Source organism: Sphingomonas sp. ASY06-1R, from assembly GCF_052180265.1.
In the GTDB taxonomy this organism is placed as follows: domain Bacteria; phylum Pseudomonadota; class Alphaproteobacteria; order Sphingomonadales; family Sphingomonadaceae; genus Sphingomonas_I.
Window position 1 is genome coordinate 2,984,808 of record NZ_CP197464.1, and the last position, 14,128, is coordinate 2,998,935.

At 64.3% G+C, this 14,128-nt stretch carries 13 protein-coding genes; 3 read left to right on the forward strand and 10 right to left on the reverse strand.

The annotated features are described in order from the left end of the window. Positions 1 to 3 precede the first annotated feature (3 nt). The 8 genes from ACSBM8_RS14305 to ACSBM8_RS14340 form a co-directional block, all read right to left on the reverse strand. Positions 4 to 1,239, reverse strand: a complete 1,236-nt coding sequence (locus ACSBM8_RS14305; protein WP_442678672.1) for an iron-containing alcohol dehydrogenase — start codon at positions 1,237 to 1,239, stop codon at positions 4 to 6. Continuing rightward, the gene (locus ACSBM8_RS14310) at positions 1,236 to 1,652 is read right to left on the reverse strand and encodes a c-type cytochrome (protein WP_442678673.1); all 417 of its coding nucleotides are present in this window, start codon (positions 1,650 to 1,652) and stop codon (positions 1,236 to 1,238) included. Before ACSBM8_RS14310 ends, ACSBM8_RS14305 begins: the two co-directional genes overlap by 4 nt. After that, positions 1,649 to 2,977, reverse strand: a complete 1,329-nt coding sequence (locus ACSBM8_RS14315) for an MFS transporter (RefSeq protein WP_442678674.1) — start codon at positions 2,975 to 2,977, stop codon at positions 1,649 to 1,651. The genes ACSBM8_RS14310 and ACSBM8_RS14315 overlap by 4 nt, the downstream gene beginning before the upstream one ends. Beyond that, positions 2,974 to 4,365 carry an amidohydrolase family protein gene (locus tag ACSBM8_RS14320; protein ID WP_442678675.1) on the reverse strand — a complete coding sequence of 464 codons (1,392 nt, stop codon included), beginning with the start codon at positions 4,363 to 4,365 and terminating at the stop codon, positions 2,974 to 2,976. Before ACSBM8_RS14320 ends, ACSBM8_RS14315 begins: the two co-directional genes overlap by 4 nt. A 196-nt stretch (positions 4,366 to 4,561) precedes the next feature. After that, positions 4,562 to 5,314 carry a GntR family transcriptional regulator gene (locus tag ACSBM8_RS14325; protein ID WP_442678676.1) on the reverse strand — a complete coding sequence of 251 codons (753 nt, stop codon included), beginning with the start codon at positions 5,312 to 5,314 and terminating at the stop codon, positions 4,562 to 4,564. 94 nt (positions 5,315 to 5,408) lie between these two features. Next, complete coding sequence (locus ACSBM8_RS14330) at positions 5,409 to 6,545, reverse strand: 1,4-beta-xylanase (RefSeq protein ID WP_442678677.1); 1,137 nt, start codon at positions 6,543 to 6,545, stop codon at positions 5,409 to 5,411. A gap of 9 nt (positions 6,546 to 6,554) precedes the next feature. After that, the gene (locus ACSBM8_RS14335; RefSeq protein ID WP_442678678.1) at positions 6,555 to 7,694 is read right to left on the reverse strand and encodes an aldose epimerase family protein; all 1,140 of its coding nucleotides are present in this window, start codon (positions 7,692 to 7,694) and stop codon (positions 6,555 to 6,557) included. A gap of 211 nt (positions 7,695 to 7,905) precedes the next feature. After that, positions 7,906 to 9,807, reverse strand: coding sequence for a hypothetical protein (locus ACSBM8_RS14340; RefSeq protein WP_442678679.1), 1,902 nt, complete (start codon positions 9,805 to 9,807; stop codon positions 7,906 to 7,908). Between the two features lie 408 nt (positions 9,808 to 10,215). Between ACSBM8_RS14340 and ACSBM8_RS14345 the strand changes: the two genes are divergently transcribed. The 3 genes from ACSBM8_RS14345 to ACSBM8_RS14355 are packed head-to-tail and all read left to right on the forward strand — an operon-like array spanning position 10,216 to position 12,651. Further along, positions 10,216 to 11,103, forward strand: coding sequence for a 2-dehydro-3-deoxygalactonokinase (locus ACSBM8_RS14345; protein ID WP_442678680.1), 888 nt, complete (start codon positions 10,216 to 10,218; stop codon positions 11,101 to 11,103). After that, the gene (locus tag ACSBM8_RS14350; RefSeq protein ID WP_442678681.1) at positions 11,100 to 11,738 is read left to right on the forward strand and encodes a 2-dehydro-3-deoxy-6-phosphogalactonate aldolase; all 639 of its coding nucleotides are present in this window, start codon (positions 11,100 to 11,102) and stop codon (positions 11,736 to 11,738) included. Before ACSBM8_RS14345 ends, ACSBM8_RS14350 begins: the two co-directional genes overlap by 4 nt. Further along, entirely contained in the window at positions 11,731 to 12,651 is a 921-nt protein-coding gene (locus tag ACSBM8_RS14355; RefSeq protein WP_442678682.1) for a Gfo/Idh/MocA family protein, read from the forward strand. The genes ACSBM8_RS14350 and ACSBM8_RS14355 overlap by 8 nt, the downstream gene beginning before the upstream one ends. On the opposite strand, the gene ACSBM8_RS14360 is transcribed toward ACSBM8_RS14355, so the two are convergent. Together ACSBM8_RS14360 and ACSBM8_RS14365 are read right to left on the reverse strand one after the other, a co-directional pair. After that, positions 12,648 to 12,956 (reverse strand): hypothetical protein, encoded by a 309-nt coding sequence (locus tag ACSBM8_RS14360; protein ID WP_442678683.1) that lies wholly within the window; start codon positions 12,954 to 12,956, stop codon positions 12,648 to 12,650. The two genes, ACSBM8_RS14355 and ACSBM8_RS14360, sit on opposite strands and share 4 nt — an antisense overlap. Then, on the reverse strand, positions 12,953 to 14,026 hold the full coding sequence (locus ACSBM8_RS14365; RefSeq protein ID WP_442678684.1) for a Leu/Phe/Val dehydrogenase: 1,074 nt from the start codon (positions 14,024 to 14,026) through the stop codon (positions 12,953 to 12,955). Before ACSBM8_RS14365 ends, ACSBM8_RS14360 begins: the two co-directional genes overlap by 4 nt. Positions 14,027 to 14,128 lie beyond the last annotated feature (102 nt).

Consider the following 14,128-nt stretch of genomic DNA (forward strand, 5'->3'; position numbering starts at 1 on the left):
TGTTCAGATCGTACGCAGAGCGGCGCGGTCGCCTGAAAAAGCGGCGCGCGTGATGCTCTGCATGGCGGCGAGATCGAGGGGACGGGGGTTATTCTTGACGAGCCGCGCCGCATTGAGGGCGTTTTCCGCGACAAAATCCTGCTGGTCCGCCGGCAGACCCAGCGCGGCGAGCGAGGCAGGGATTTTGACCGCGGCCAACAGCGTGGCGGCCGCATCGATGAAAGCCTGCGACATGTCGTCGGGCGATCCTTCGGGAAGGCCGATCGTCCGCGCCAGCTCGACGAAAGCGTCAACGCAGGACGGGCGGTTATACTGCATCACATACGGCAGCAGCGTCGCGACACCGTCGCCATGGGCGGTGTGGGTCAGGTTGCCGACCGGATATTGCAGCGCGTGGGCCGCAGCGGTGCCCGCGGTGCCGAAAGCGCATCCGGCCGCGAGCGCCGCCAGCATCAGGCCCTCGCGCGCCTCCACATCGGCGCCGTCGCGATAGCCCCGCTCCAGATATTGGAAGACGTTGGCGACGGCGAGCTTGGCGAAATGATCCGACAGCACATTCTTGCCGACGAACACATGCTGTTCGGTCAGCATCGCGTCGATCGGGCGCGCGAGCGTGGTGAAGGCCTCCACCGCATGCGTCAGCGCATCGGCGCCGGAGCAGGCGGTCAGCCCCGGCGGGCAGGTGACGGTCAGCTCGGGATCGCAGATCGCGATGAGGGGTATGAGGTGCGGGCTGGCAATGCCGACCTTGGCGCCGCGTTGCTCGTCCGCGACGACCGCGACCGGCGTCACTTCCGAGCCCGTGCCGGACGTGGTCGGGACCGCGATCAGCGGGATGACCGGCCCGGGTACGGCGAACTCGCCATAATAAGACCGCACGTCGCCGCCATGCGTCAGCAGCACCGCGACGACCTTGGCCATGTCCATCGAGCTGCCGCCACCGACGCCGATGACGACATCGGGCGCGAAGCCGCTGACCTCCGCCACGCAGGCCTCGATCGAGCCGATCGGCAGATCGGGAATGGTCTGATCGAAGACGTGCGTCTCGACCCCGTTGGCCGCGAGATCCGCGAGGATATCCCTGAATTCCGGCTGCGCGCTCTGGCGCGGATCCGTGCACAGCAGCGCGCGCTTGCCGATCTTGGCGGTGGCCGAGCCGATCGCGCGGCGCTGTCCGCGGCCGAACAGAATCGAGCGCGGGAGGCGCAAGGCGCCGAACATGGGATTGGTGTCTGTCACTTCTTGGTGCCGTCCGCCCGATATTGCTTGAGATAGGCGACGACGTCCGCCTGATCCTGCGCATTGGGCAGGCCGGGAAACGCCATCTTGGTCCCGGGCACCACCTTCATCGGCGCCTGCAGGAAGCGGGCGAGCGTGGGGGCATCCCATTTGAGGCCAAATTTCTTCATCGCCGCCGAATAGGTATAGCCCGCCAAGGTGCCCGCCTTGCGGTCGAAGACGCCATTCAGGCTCGGGCCCATCCGGGTTCCCGGCGTCGAACCGATGACATGGCAGGCTGCGCAGCGTGCGAAGACCTGCTGGCCATGCACAGCGTCCGCCTTGGGGGGCGCCGCGGCGGCGGCCCCGCTCAAGGTCGCCAGGCCGATACCGGCCGTCAGGAGCTTCAAACGGATCACAGGCTTACTCTTCACGCTGCTTCCTCGCGATAAAATCTGCGCTCGGGATTGACCGTCAGCATCAGCAGCCCGGCGATGAAGGCCAGCCCGGCAATGACGGCGAAGGCCGAACCCCAGCCATAATATGTGGCCAGCCGCGCGGTGACCGCGACCGCGATCGCGGCGCCGATATTGCCGAGCGTGTTCATCACGGCGGAAACCGACCCGGCAAACTCCCCGCCGACGTCGAGCGTCACCGCCCACGACACGCCGACGGTCAATTCCAGCGCGAACAAGGCGAGCGCGAACCAGGCGATGCTGACCAGCGGATCACTGACCCACGCCGCGAGCGACACCGCCACGGCGGACACCCAGAAACCGAATACGGAAACGGAAGCGCGGGCAAAGCGCAGCCGTCCGGTCCGCTTCAGGATTTCGTCCGAGACGACGCCGCCGGTAATGTCGCCGATCAGACCGGCCAGGAACGGCAGGCTCGCGTAGAGGCCCATCGTCTTGAGATCGAGCCCGCGCGCCGCGTTCAGATATTTGGGAAACCAGCTGAGGAAGACGCCGATGTCATAGGCGTAACAGAAATACATCGCGCCCAGCAGCCACATTTGCGGATTGGGCAGGATCTGGCCCCAGGGCACCTGGCGCTTGCCCTTGCGAAAATGACCCAGCGCATCGTTGATGCGGGTGAGCTCCGCTTCGTTGACCGACGGATGCTCGCCCGGCGTGTTGCGGTAAAAGCGGTACCAGAGCAGTGCCCAGACGATCCCGACCAGCGAAAAGAGCAGGAATGGCAGGCGCCAGCTGAGCGCGGTCAGGCCGACCAAAGTGACCACGATGATCGGCGTGAGCGTGCTGCCAAGGCGGGATCCGGCATGGGTGGCGCCTTGCGCCAGGGCACGTTCGGACGGCAGCATCCAGCGCGACAGCGCGCGGTTGGCGATCGGGAAGGAGCCCGCCTCCCCCATGCCGATCAGGAACAGGCACACGCCCATCGAAGCGGCCGACCAGGCAAGCGACGTGAGCGCGGTGAAGACGGACCACCAGATCACCACGCAGGTCATCGCCAGGCGCGGGCCGACCTTGTCGCCGAACCAGCCGCCCGGAATCTGGAAGGCGGCATAGGCAATGCTATAGCAGAACAGTACCCACCCCATGGTGATGGTGGTGATGCCGAAATCCTTCTCGATGAAGGGGGCGGCGACCGACAGCAGAACGCGATCGATATAGGTGATGAAGTAAGCGGCGATGACGAAGCCGAGCACCTTGTACCGCGCACGGGAGGCGCGAAAGAGCATGCCAGCGGCAACGCGCCCGCCAGGGTAGACGCCGTCCAGCGGCGGACCGCTCATTGCGCCGACCCGCACGCATCGGCGGCGCGGCCGGTGCAGGTCTGCCAGATGGTCGGCACCTTCTTGCCGGCGATGAAGACCTCATAGATGGTCCGCGTATTGCGGATGTCCGCCGCCGGATCCTTGTCCAGCACCAGCAGATCGGCCCATTTGCCGGCTTTGACCGAACCAATATCGCGCGCGCCGATGAATTCGGCATTGGCGCTGGTGGCAGCGGTCAGCGCCTGCAGCGGGGTGATCCCCGCCTGGACCATCAATTCCAATTCCCAATGCGCGAAATAGCCCGGGAAGCGCGCGGTCGGGCCGCTGTCCGTACCCATGCCATAGCGGATGCCCGCCTTCGCCTCGGCGGCAAAATTCTGCATCGCGTAGCGCAAGGTCGGCGCATATTTCGGAAAGTTCGGCGCGGACGACAGCTTCTGCGCGCGCTCCGGACTGGCCAATTGGCTCAACACGTCGGGCGTGACGCCGCGCGCGAAGAAGGGATCCTTCAGGAATGGCAAAGTCGCATAGGTGAAGGAGGCTTCGCGGCTGAGCGTCGCCGCCATCTGCCACACGCCCTTAGCTTTCATCTGGCTCAGCAACGGCGCGTCCACGGCGCGATCGCGCACCTCATGGGCGAAGGCGTTCACGCCCTCGCGCGTCAGCTCGGTGGCATTGTCGTAATAGAAGATGTGGGCGACCGTCTTCTTGCCGTCCTTGCGGGCCTGATCGATCACCGCGCTGCTGATCGCAGGCGGCATCCGTTCCGACAATTGACCGAATTCATCGTCGACCCAGATTTTGACCATGTCGACATTCTTCGCCGCCTGCGCATCCACCATGCGGCGCGCCTCTTCCGGCGTTGCGACCTGCTGATCGAGCCCCGGCACGCCGCCATAGCTGCCCTTGAAGACAACGCCCTGGCCGACCGTGAAGACCCGGGCCTTGTCCGGGCGGGTGGCGCGTTCCGCATCCCGGATCGGGAAGATCAGATCCTTTTCCGTACCCAGCGTCTGCACGCTGGTGACGCCATAGGCTGCGTAGAGATGGAGCTGGCCGTCGATATTTTCCGGCGTCTGATACTTCAGGTCCTGCGCGATGCCGTTGACGAGCCCGAGATGGACATGGCTGTCGATCAGGCCGGGCATGAGATATTTGCCGGAGAGGTCCTCGCTCGTGGCATCGGCCGGTGCCTTCAGCCGCGTGGCCGGGCCGACCCAGGATATTTTGCCGTCGGTGATGATGAGCGCCTGGTTCGCGACCGGCGCGCGGCCCGTGCCGTCGATGAGCGTGAAATTACGAAGAACGACGGTCTCCGCCCCTGCCCCGCCCGCGACAGCCGTTGCCGCAAAGGCCGCAACCAGAGCCGTTCCACGTCGGAACACAGACCTCGTGATCGATCCCATCAGCCATCCTCTCCAGACCTAGTTTCATATCATATATGATCCGGTTGGGACGGTGGTACGGGGCGGACGGCAGGCCGTCAAGCACCGATGCCAAGTTTATGCGGCACTGAATTCGTTGTCAGATCGCCCCCGCCGATCGTCCTTCGCGGCGGCGGGAAACGCTCTCGTCAGAGCCTGTTTACGACCTTCCGATCGATCAGGCATGCTCCGGCGGCGCGCCGTCGGACGCGCGATCCATCCGCTCCTGCGAGCGTTTCAGATGCTCGCGCACTGCGTCTTCGGCCGCGGCCGGGTCATGCGCCATCAACGCTTCGATGATGCGCTGATGCTCCGCCGCCGCCTCTTCCGGTGCGTTGGTGCTGTAGAGGGAGCGGAAGATCTGGAGATGCGCGTGCAGGCGCTCGATCGTCTCGGCAATGAGGCGATTACCGCTGCCGGTCGCGATCAGGCGGTGCAGCTTGGCATCGGCCTCTGCAAAACGCGCGAAATCGCGGTCATTGCCCTCGGCGACGCCGCGCATACCTTCATCGATTTCCTGAAGCGTGACGAGCGTCTGGTCATCCATCTTCTCCGCCGCACGGGCTGCGGCATAAGGCTCGATCAACAGGCGCAGGGCGTAGAGATCCTGCACCTCCTCGCGCGACATGCGGGGGCTGGCGCGATAGCCGACATTGGGCATTTTGGAGACCAGCTTTTCCGCCTCCAGCTGGCTCAACGCTTCCCGGATCGGCGTCTGCGAAATACCCAGCTGACGCGCGACCGTATCGATCGCGATCCGTTCCCCCGGCGCGATCTGCACCGTCATCAGCATTTCCAGCAGATGATCATAGGCCCATTCGACCAAGGTCGGCCCTGCCGCGGGGCGCGGTCCCTTGCCCGGCGGTGGGACAATGCCCGGCTGCGCGAGCGGAAGGGCGGAGCGATGATTGGTGCGGGGGACCGGCTGCATGGACACCTAAACCCTATAGGATATCACGCGGGTCTGGAAAAGGCCGATCCGCGCCAGTTTGCCGCAATCCCTATCCTGCCCCCGGGGTCGCCCTTCAATCGGCCGGTTGCGCCCGCAGCGCGCGGAAGATTTCCGCCTCACGCGCGCGATATGGCGTACCATCCGGCTGAACCAGATCGTGGAACCATACCACCGGCTGCTGCACAATATAGGGCCGTTCCCAACTGTCCCACGGCAGGTTCGTCTGGATCCTGCCCTTCACGAAACCCCAGTTGATCATGCCGACATTTTCGCGCCGCGCGATCGGCAATACCGTATCGACCGTCGATCCGGCACCGCGCGCCATCCATTCCGTGCAGAGGATCGGGCGTGAATAGGCTTTGAGCTGGCGGACACGCTCCGCGAACTGCTCCGGCCAGCCATAATTGTGAAAGCTGAGGATGTCCGACTGATCGAGCTGGATCTGCGGGATGATGCCAAGCTTGGAACGATTGCCAGGTGACCAATCGCCGCCGGCCCAGACGCCGCTGGTGAGCGGCTGGATCGGACGCTGGCTGCGTGCCCAGTCGAATATTCGCGGCAACAACGCGGCAATACGTGCTTTTTCCTGCGGCAGCTGCAGGCCGTTATAGCTGCCCCCACCATCATTATCGGGCTCGTTCCACACATCCCAGGCGAGGATGCGATCATCCTGGGCAAAACTGCCGACAATATCTTCCACGTAGGATCGGAACCGCACATCCTGCCTGGGATCGACCAGATCGGTGCGGCTCGGCCCCTGGACCCAGCCGGAATTATGCACGCCCGGAATAGGCGGACGCTGCGGCCCGATATGCGGATCCGGATCCCAGCAACTGTCGAACAGGACGAAGACCGGCTTGATCTTGTGGCGGGCGGCGATCGCCAGAAACGCGCCGATCCGCCGTTTCAGGCCGGCCGGATCCTCCTGCCAGGCGAGATCGTGAAGGAACACGCGCATCGTGTTCATCCCAAACTGGGTCTGCGCCCAGCCCAATTCCTGGTCGATCCGGGCGGGATCCCAGGTCGCCGCCTGCCACATCTCCAACGGGTTGATGGCATCGGCCGGAATGTAATTGGCGCCGCTTAGCCAGGGCTGCCGCGCATACCAGCTATTGGCCTGCGCGGTCGACCAGCGCTGCGGCGGCGCCGCATGCGCGATCGAGGCGGTCAAAGCGACCGCCCCAACCACCCCTCGGGCGAGCAAGCGCATCGGACGCGCTTAGCGCGCCGGTGCGGTCGAAAAGCGCAGTAGGATCACATTGTGATAGGTCTGGCCGGGATCGAGCCGGACCGAGCCAAAGGATGGCTGATTGGGCGTGTCTGGGAACATCTGCGGTTCCAGCACGATCGCGTCCCCTTCCCGATACAGCTTGCCGGCCTTGCCCGACAGGCTCGCATCCAGGAAGTTACCCGAATAGAATTGCAGGCCCGGCTGGTTGGACAGCATTTCCATCACGCGCCCGTGGACGGGTTCCTCGACGCGGACCAACAAGCGCGGCTGGGCGGCAATCTTGCGATCGACCACCCAATTATGATCATAACCCTTGCCGAAGACGATCTGCTGATCGGACGCATCGCGCACCCGCGCCCCGATGGCGGTCGCCTTGCGGAAATCGAACACGGTTCCGGCAACCGAGCGGATTTCACCCGTGGGGATCGCGCCCGCATCCGTCGGCGTATAGGCATCCGCCGGGATGGTCAGCAAATGCCCCATCGCGCCGAGTGCGGACCCCTCGCCCGCCAGATTCCAGTAAGCGTGATTGGACAGGTTGACGACGGTGGGCTTGTCGGTGGTCGCCTTATAATCGATCGTCAGCTGGTTCTTCTCGTCGAGCGCATAGGTGGCGATCGTCGTGAGCGTGCCGGGATACCCCTGGTCGCCGTCCGGGCTCACATACCGCAAGGTCACGCTCGCCGATGGCCCACTCTTGACCGACACCACATCCCAGATGACTTTGTCGAAGCCCTTCGTGCCGCCATGAAGTGCGTTGGCGCCGTCATTGACCGGGGTCTGGTAGCTTTTCCCATCGATCGTGAAGCGCCCCTTGGCGATCCGGTTGGCGACGCGACCCACCGTTGCGCCGAAGAAAGCAGGCTTCTTCAGATAGCCGTCCATGGTCGCGAAACCCAAGGCGACGTCGTCCTTATGGCCGTCCCGATCGGGAACGATCAGCGACTGGATCGACGCACCATAAGTGATGATGCGCGCCTGCATGCCCGCCCCATTCGACAGGGTGATCGCTTCGACGTCGCGCCCATCGGCCTTGCCGAACGAGGCGCGGGAAACATTTGCGGCGCTTGCACCGGAAGCGGCGCCGGCAGCAGCCAGCAAGGACATGAAGATTCTCCAGTTGCGCATCGCTCTTCCCTTCGGCCAGCGTCCCGGCTCACCCGAACGTTGATTTTTATATGATAGCGGCTCCGCCAGAAGATGGCGGAAGTCGCGATTTAGCATGTGATCCGTCAGAAGGGAGGGGGCAAATCGATCAGTCGATCGCCACGGCCTCGATCGGCCGCCTGATGATCATGCCGTTGGTCGGCACCGCCCCGGCGAAATCGTACCGGACATGTCAGCCCGCCCCCTGATCGCCGTATAACGCCGCGAACGACGCCGCGTTGGCCTGGACCGACCATGCCGTCAGGTTCGACAGCAAGTTGATCTGGGTGGCCGAGAGATCGGTCGTGAACGTGCTATAATTGGGAAAGCCGTATGTTACTTGCTCGACGTCAACGAGGCCTCGCACCCAAATGTCCGAAATGCCGTCGAACCAATTGCTTGCATAAGCCAGGTAGGCCCAAAGCAGCGTGACCGTCCTGCCGCCCGTTACGTTGAACCAGCGATTGTCCACCGTCGTCAGCGTTTGCGACACGATCGGCGCTGCGGTGCCGTTGCTGCTGGCATTCCACAGATCCTGGAGCAAGGGCTGGAAGTCCGACGAACTGAAAACCTGATTGAACTGGAAGACGGGCTGGGCCGGATCGATCGCGCCTTCGTAGAGCGCATAACCCTGACCCTCGACATAAGGCTGGTAGCCAAACAGTGGCGGCAGGCAATCATCCACTACGATGGTACCGGCGCTATCTACCCGCAGCAGCGTCTCCACGTTCAGGAAGGCGATTACCCGGTCGATGTCGGCATAGGACAGCATCGCGGCCACGCCGCTATTCTCCAGCGAACCGCCGTCGGCAAATTCCGACTCCGCCACGGGCTGCGTGATCGGCGGGTCGACCGGGCTCCAATATTGATATTTCGGCACGATCGACTGAAGGACGGCCAGCTCGCGCAGGCTCTGGTGGAGGTCGGACGCCGCCAGCGGACCGGCCGGCGATGCCGCTATCGCCGTCTCGATCTTGGCCTGCAGGCGGACGGCTTCTTCGGGCCCGCGCGCCAGCTTCTCAATCGCCTGCGGCCCGTGCAGACGCAGCGCGGCGGCGAACCGCGCCGGAGAACCCGCCCAGAGCTGCATATGTTCGATCAGCGTTTCCGCAAAGGCGGCGCTGCTCGTGCCGAGCGCGTCGGTCAGCGACCATTGGCTCGACTGGACGATCCGGGTGAGACTGTTGGTCGGCGGGATCGGGTCGGAATCAAAGGCGAAGCTCGACACGGCACCGCCACCGACCGCACGATTGTTCACATCGACCGCGCCGGGCGGGGATGAGAGCACACCCGTGACGAACGGGGTCGAATGGACCGGAGCGAGCAGCGCCTGCTGCGATCCGACGCGTACCGACAGGCTGCACAGGCTGATCAAATAGGGTCTTTGCTGGCCCGGTACGGTGGCCACCAGGTCGGCATTTTCGTTCACCAGCCCGGGATTGTTGCCCTGGATTCCTGCCAGCGAGCTCGCGTCATAGGAGAAGAATTGGGTCGGAAGCTGATCGGTGCCGGGAATATACAGGCCATAGGGCTGGAGAAACGTCTCGCCCATAAGCACCTGCCACAGCTCGCTGCTTGGCACGCCATAATCGTCATAGAGTAAAAGCGCCTGGACGGCGAGCGCCGCGAGCGAGAAGCCCGAGGTGATCTGACCCGCAATGCCGTTCGGCGGCAGGTTACCCAGCCCGTCCACCGTAAGATCGGCGGGTTCGACATAGGTTCCCAGGAAGTCGCTGTCGCTGATCGCACCTGGCAAGAAGACGAACGGTATTCCGATCCACCCGCCGCCCGACACCGTCGATAAAGCGCGGGTTTGATCGAGCAAGCTGGAGCCATTGGATTGCACCGCTTGCAGCGCTTGGAGCTGGCCGATCCCTGCGGAGAAGGCGCGCGAGCCGCCGCCGCTCAGGCAGACACCGACATTTCCCGGCGTCTGGCGCGGCACGAAGCTGCCGGTATTGTCCGGCGCAACACTGCCCTCCGTCAGGAACAACTCGGTGAAATAGGGTCCGCTGGCGGTATATTCGCCAGACACGACATTGCTTCCCTTGACGTCGGCCACATCAAGCCGCCGTTCTTCTGCAGAATCCTCCATATCCCATCCCCATGATTTTTTGTCTTAGGAATATATTCGCCGACGCTTTCGATATCTCCAGACGTCCATTCAGAACGACGTGCGAATGATGAAACACGACTCTCGCCTGATAATGACGATGATGGATCCTACCCAAATTTATGGAAATCTCGCGCAGCTTTAACATCCGCTTCGGTGACACTTATTTGCCATAGGGTGACAGCAACTCGGTTCTGCCTGAAACGAAAGGTTCATCTCTTTTTCGCATTGGCGACGACGACCGAAAAACCGTGGCAGCAGTCGGTCGGCAATCCGGTCGTCGAAGAGGACGCTGCGCGCCCGCCCGCATGAGGTGCCTGGCTGATTGCGCTGCTCCACATTCCCCACTAATCAGCCGCCGGATTCATAATATAATTTCGGGTGGAGTGGATGATGCATGGCGGCGGGCTGATCACGATCGACTGGGGCACCACCAACCGCCGGATCTTTGCCCTCGACACCTTAGGCAACGTCACCCAGTCCAGCGCCGACGCGCTGGGCGTCACGGCGGTGCCGCCCGGCAGATTTCCGACGATCCTGAATGAGCTTCGCAACGTTCATGGTGATGGCCTTTTCCTGCTGGCCGGGATGATCGGTTCCAACCGCGGCTGGATCGAGGCGCCCTATATCCCCTGCCCGCTGACCCTGGACGATTTGGTGGCGCGCCTCGAATGGGTCGAGCCGGGCCGCACGGCTATCGTTCCAGGGGCCTGTGTGGCGGATGGCGACCGCGTCGATGTCATGCGCGGCGAAGAGGTGCAGCTGCTAGGTGCCGTGGCGGCGGGATTGGTGCCCGCCGACATCGGTCTGTGTCATCCCGGCACGCATGCCAAATGGGCCGAGCTGAAAAATGGGGTGATCGTCAATTTCCGGACGGTAATGACGGGCGAGTTGTTCGCCTTGTTGCGCGCCCATTCGCTTCTGGCGACACAGATGACGGGCGATGCCGCCGACGGGCCAGCATTTCGCGAAGGCGTGGCACGCAGCTTTCACGACCGCGCCTTGACGGCGGATCTGTTCGGCACGCGCGCGCGCCTGTTGCTGGGGCGCCTCGCGCCGGAGGATGCCGCTTCCTATGTCAGTGGCCTGCTGATCGGCGCCGACCTAGCCGTCGGGCTGGATATGGTACCGCCAGGACCGATTGCCTTGATCGGCGATCTCCGACTGACGGGCCTCTACGGCGCCGCATTGCAGGTGGTGGGCCGCGACGCCCTGGAAGTGGATGGCGAGACAGCATTCCTGGCCGGTATCAAGGCCATAGCGGAGAAACTTGCATGACGGCGCTCGACCTGTTTCGGACCAAGCTCACACAAGCGCCCCTGATCGCAATCCTGCGTGGGGTGAAGCCGGACGAGATCATCGCGATCGGCGATGCGTTGGTGGAGGCCGGCATCGGCATCATCGAAGTACCGCTCAATTCGCCGGAGCCGTTGCGCAGCATCGAGGCGCTGGCCGCCCATCTCGGCGATAAGGCGATCGTCGGCGCCGGCACCGTCCTGACGGTGGAGCAGGTGCATCAGGTGGCAGCGGCAGGTGGACGGATCATCGTGTCACCGTCGACGGACATCGACGTGATCGCGGCGTCGGTTGCCGCCGGGCTGGTATCGGCGCCCGGTTATTTCACGCCCAGCGAAGGCTTCGCGGCGTTGAAAGCCGGCGCCCATACGTTGAAATTGTTTCCGGCCGAGGCCGCCTCGCCCGCGGTCGTGCGCGCGCAGCGGGCGGTCCTGCCCAAGGATCTGCCTCTGCTGATCGTGGGCGGCGTGACTGTGGACGACGTCGGAAAATGGTTTGACGCCGGCGCCAACGGGTTCGGGCTGGGCTCCGCCCTGTACAAACCCGGCCAGACCGCCGAGCAGGTCGGGCGACAGGCGCAGGCGTTCGTAGCGGCGGTGAAGGCCTATCGTGGCTAAGATACGCCTCGGCCTGGTCGGCTTCGGGAAGATTGCGCGGGATCAGCATTATCCCGCCATCGCCGCCAATCCCGCTTTCAGCCTGGACGCGGTGGTATCGCCAACGCCGCTCCCCGACCTTGCGGTGCCGGTCTTCGCCGATGTGCAGGCGATGCTGGATATGGCGGCGCTGGATGCGGTGGCGATCTGCACCCCGCCGGGGCCACGTCATGCCCTTGCGCGGACGTGCCTGGAAGCAGGTTTGCATGTGCTCCTCGAAAAGCCACCCGCGACCACGCTCGGCGAGATTGGCGATCTGCAGATGCGCGCGGCAGCGCTGGGGCAAAGCCTCTTCGCGACCTGGCATTCGCGCTTCAACGACAATGTCATCGAGGCAGCGGCCATCACCCAGCGCGAGGGCATCGCATCGCTGGATATCCAATGGCTGGAGGATGTCGAGAAATGGCATCCGGGCCAGAATTGGATCTGGCAGGCGGGCGGCTTTGGCGTGTTCGATCCGGGTATCAACGCGCTCTCGATCGCGACCTTGCTCTGCCCCGAACGACTGCTGGTCAAAGGCGCCTCTCTTGAGATGAACACCGAGGGGCATCAGCCGGAAGCCGCGACGCTGCACCTCGCCACCGGTGGCGTCGAAAGCGGGATTGGTGCACGCTTCGACTTCCGCCACGCCGCAGGCGAGCGCTGGACGATCGATATCGCCACGAAAGCGGGTACCCGCATCGCCCTGTCTGGCGGCGGGGCCGGATTGTCGATCGACGACGGCCCGACCCGCAATACGGCCAACACCGAATATGCGCAGATTTACGCGCGCTTCGCCGCACTGATCGCCAGCAAGGCCAGCGACGTGGACGTCGAACCCTTGCGGGTCGTGGCCGATGCGCTGCTGATGGGAGAGCGGCGCACGATCCGCTAGCAGCTTGCTGCGGCGATGACCGGCGGTGTGGCGCGCGGCGCCTGGCAGAGCGCCTCCTCTACCAGGAGCATCCCATCCGTTTCGAGCCAGACCCGATCGACGCCGACGCAGCGCAGCATCTTGGCGGCGATGATGCGGGCAGAGCCGGCGTCGAGCCCGTCCACGTCAATCCGCAATCGCAACCCATGATTCACAGTCTCGGTCGAACCAATCGACGCGATCTGGAGGTCGCGCTGCGCCAGCAAGCCCACGATCCGGCACAGCAGATCGGCGGCGGCATCCATGTCCAGATGAAAGGCGGTCATGCCCATGAGAGCGCCCGTCCCGAACGGGGCGCACTATTGCGCAGGAGGCTGCGGGCCATGTGATCGGCGGCGCGCGGCGGCGACACGCCGTCTGCCTGCGCCTGCGCCAGCACCCGATCGAGCCGGGCGCCGGTGGCGGCCACCCGCCGTTCGACCTCGGCCAGTTCCCAGCCGAGATATTGGGCGGCCACGTTGATGATGCCGCCGGAATTGACGACATAATCCGGCGCATAGAGGATGCCGCGATCCGCCAGTCGATCGCCGTCTTCCGGGGTCGCCAGCACGTTGTTCGCCCCTCCGCATACCAGCTTCGCCTTGAGCGAGGCGATGGCCGGCCTGTCGAGGACGGCGCCGAGAGCGCATGGCGCGAAGACATCGGCCGGCGCGCCGACAATCTCGCCGGGCGTCACGATCGCCGCGCCATATCGGGCTTCCATTGCCTCAGCCAGGCCGGGACGCGGATCCGCGACGATCAGCCGCGCACCGGCCGCGTGGACCAGCGCGCACAGTCGTGCGCCGACATTGCCCAGGCCCTGCACGGCAATTGTCAGCGAACCAAGATCGCCTCCAAACCTGTGGCGCACGGCGACCTCCATCGCGCGGAACACCCCAAGCGCCGTCCACGGTGAAGGGTCCCCAGCAGGACGCCCCGGGACGCCGTCCACCCCGGCGACATGGTCGGTCCTGCGGCGGATCGCCGCCATGTCCGCGATCGTCGTGCCTACATCCTCGGCGGTGACATACTCGCCGCGCAATTCTGCAATGGCCCTGCCGAACGCCTCGAACAGGCGGGCGCGATCGAACGGCCTTTGCGGCATGGCCAGCACCGCCTTCCCGCCGCCCAAGGGCAGATCGGCCAGCGCAGTCTTATAGCTCATCCCTTCCGCCAGCCGGAGCGCATCGAAATGCAGCGCCTCCATGGTCGGATAGTGCCAGAGGCGGCACCCACCCGCCGCGGGGCCAAGCCGGGTCGAATGCAGCACCACCACGCCTTTAAGCGCGGCACTTTTATCTTCGATCATCACCACCCGCTCCGGTGGCGTGCCTGCGAAATGCCTCATCTCGGTCATGCTGTCTTCCGATCCTTGCCGGCGCATTGTCGCAACGTTGGGCGGAAATATCTGCGCTATTTTTGGTGTTATTCCCGGTCTTATCGGTATATTTTTGCGTGA

Coding starts and splice junctions, on each gene's coding strand:
- ACSBM8_RS14360 (WP_442678683.1), bottom strand. CDS start 12,956: ATGACCGCCTTTCATCTGGACATGGATGCCGCCGCCGATCTGCTGTGC.
- ACSBM8_RS14345 (WP_442678680.1), top strand. CDS start 10,216: ATGATGCATGGCGGCGGGCTGATCACGATCGACTGGGGCACCACCAAC.
- ACSBM8_RS14320 (WP_442678675.1), bottom strand. CDS start 4,365: ATGGGATCGATCACGAGGTCTGTGTTCCGACGTGGAACGGCTCTGGTT.
- ACSBM8_RS14330 (WP_442678677.1), bottom strand. CDS start 6,545: ATGCGCTTGCTCGCCCGAGGGGTGGTTGGGGCGGTCGCTTTGACCGCC.
- ACSBM8_RS14315 (WP_442678674.1), bottom strand. CDS start 2,977: ATGAGCGGTCCGCCGCTGGACGGCGTCTACCCTGGCGGGCGCGTTGCC.
- ACSBM8_RS14335 (WP_442678678.1), bottom strand. CDS start 7,694: ATGCGCAACTGGAGAATCTTCATGTCCTTGCTGGCTGCTGCCGGCGCC.
- ACSBM8_RS14325 (WP_442678676.1), bottom strand. CDS start 5,314: ATGCAGCCGGTCCCCCGCACCAATCATCGCTCCGCCCTTCCGCTCGCG.
- ACSBM8_RS14340 (WP_442678679.1), bottom strand. CDS start 9,807: ATGGAGGATTCTGCAGAAGAACGGCGGCTTGATGTGGCCGACGTCAAG.
- ACSBM8_RS14350 (WP_442678681.1), top strand. CDS start 11,100: ATGACGGCGCTCGACCTGTTTCGGACCAAGCTCACACAAGCGCCCCTG.
- ACSBM8_RS14365 (WP_442678684.1), bottom strand. CDS start 14,026: ATGACCGAGATGAGGCATTTCGCAGGCACGCCACCGGAGCGGGTGGTG.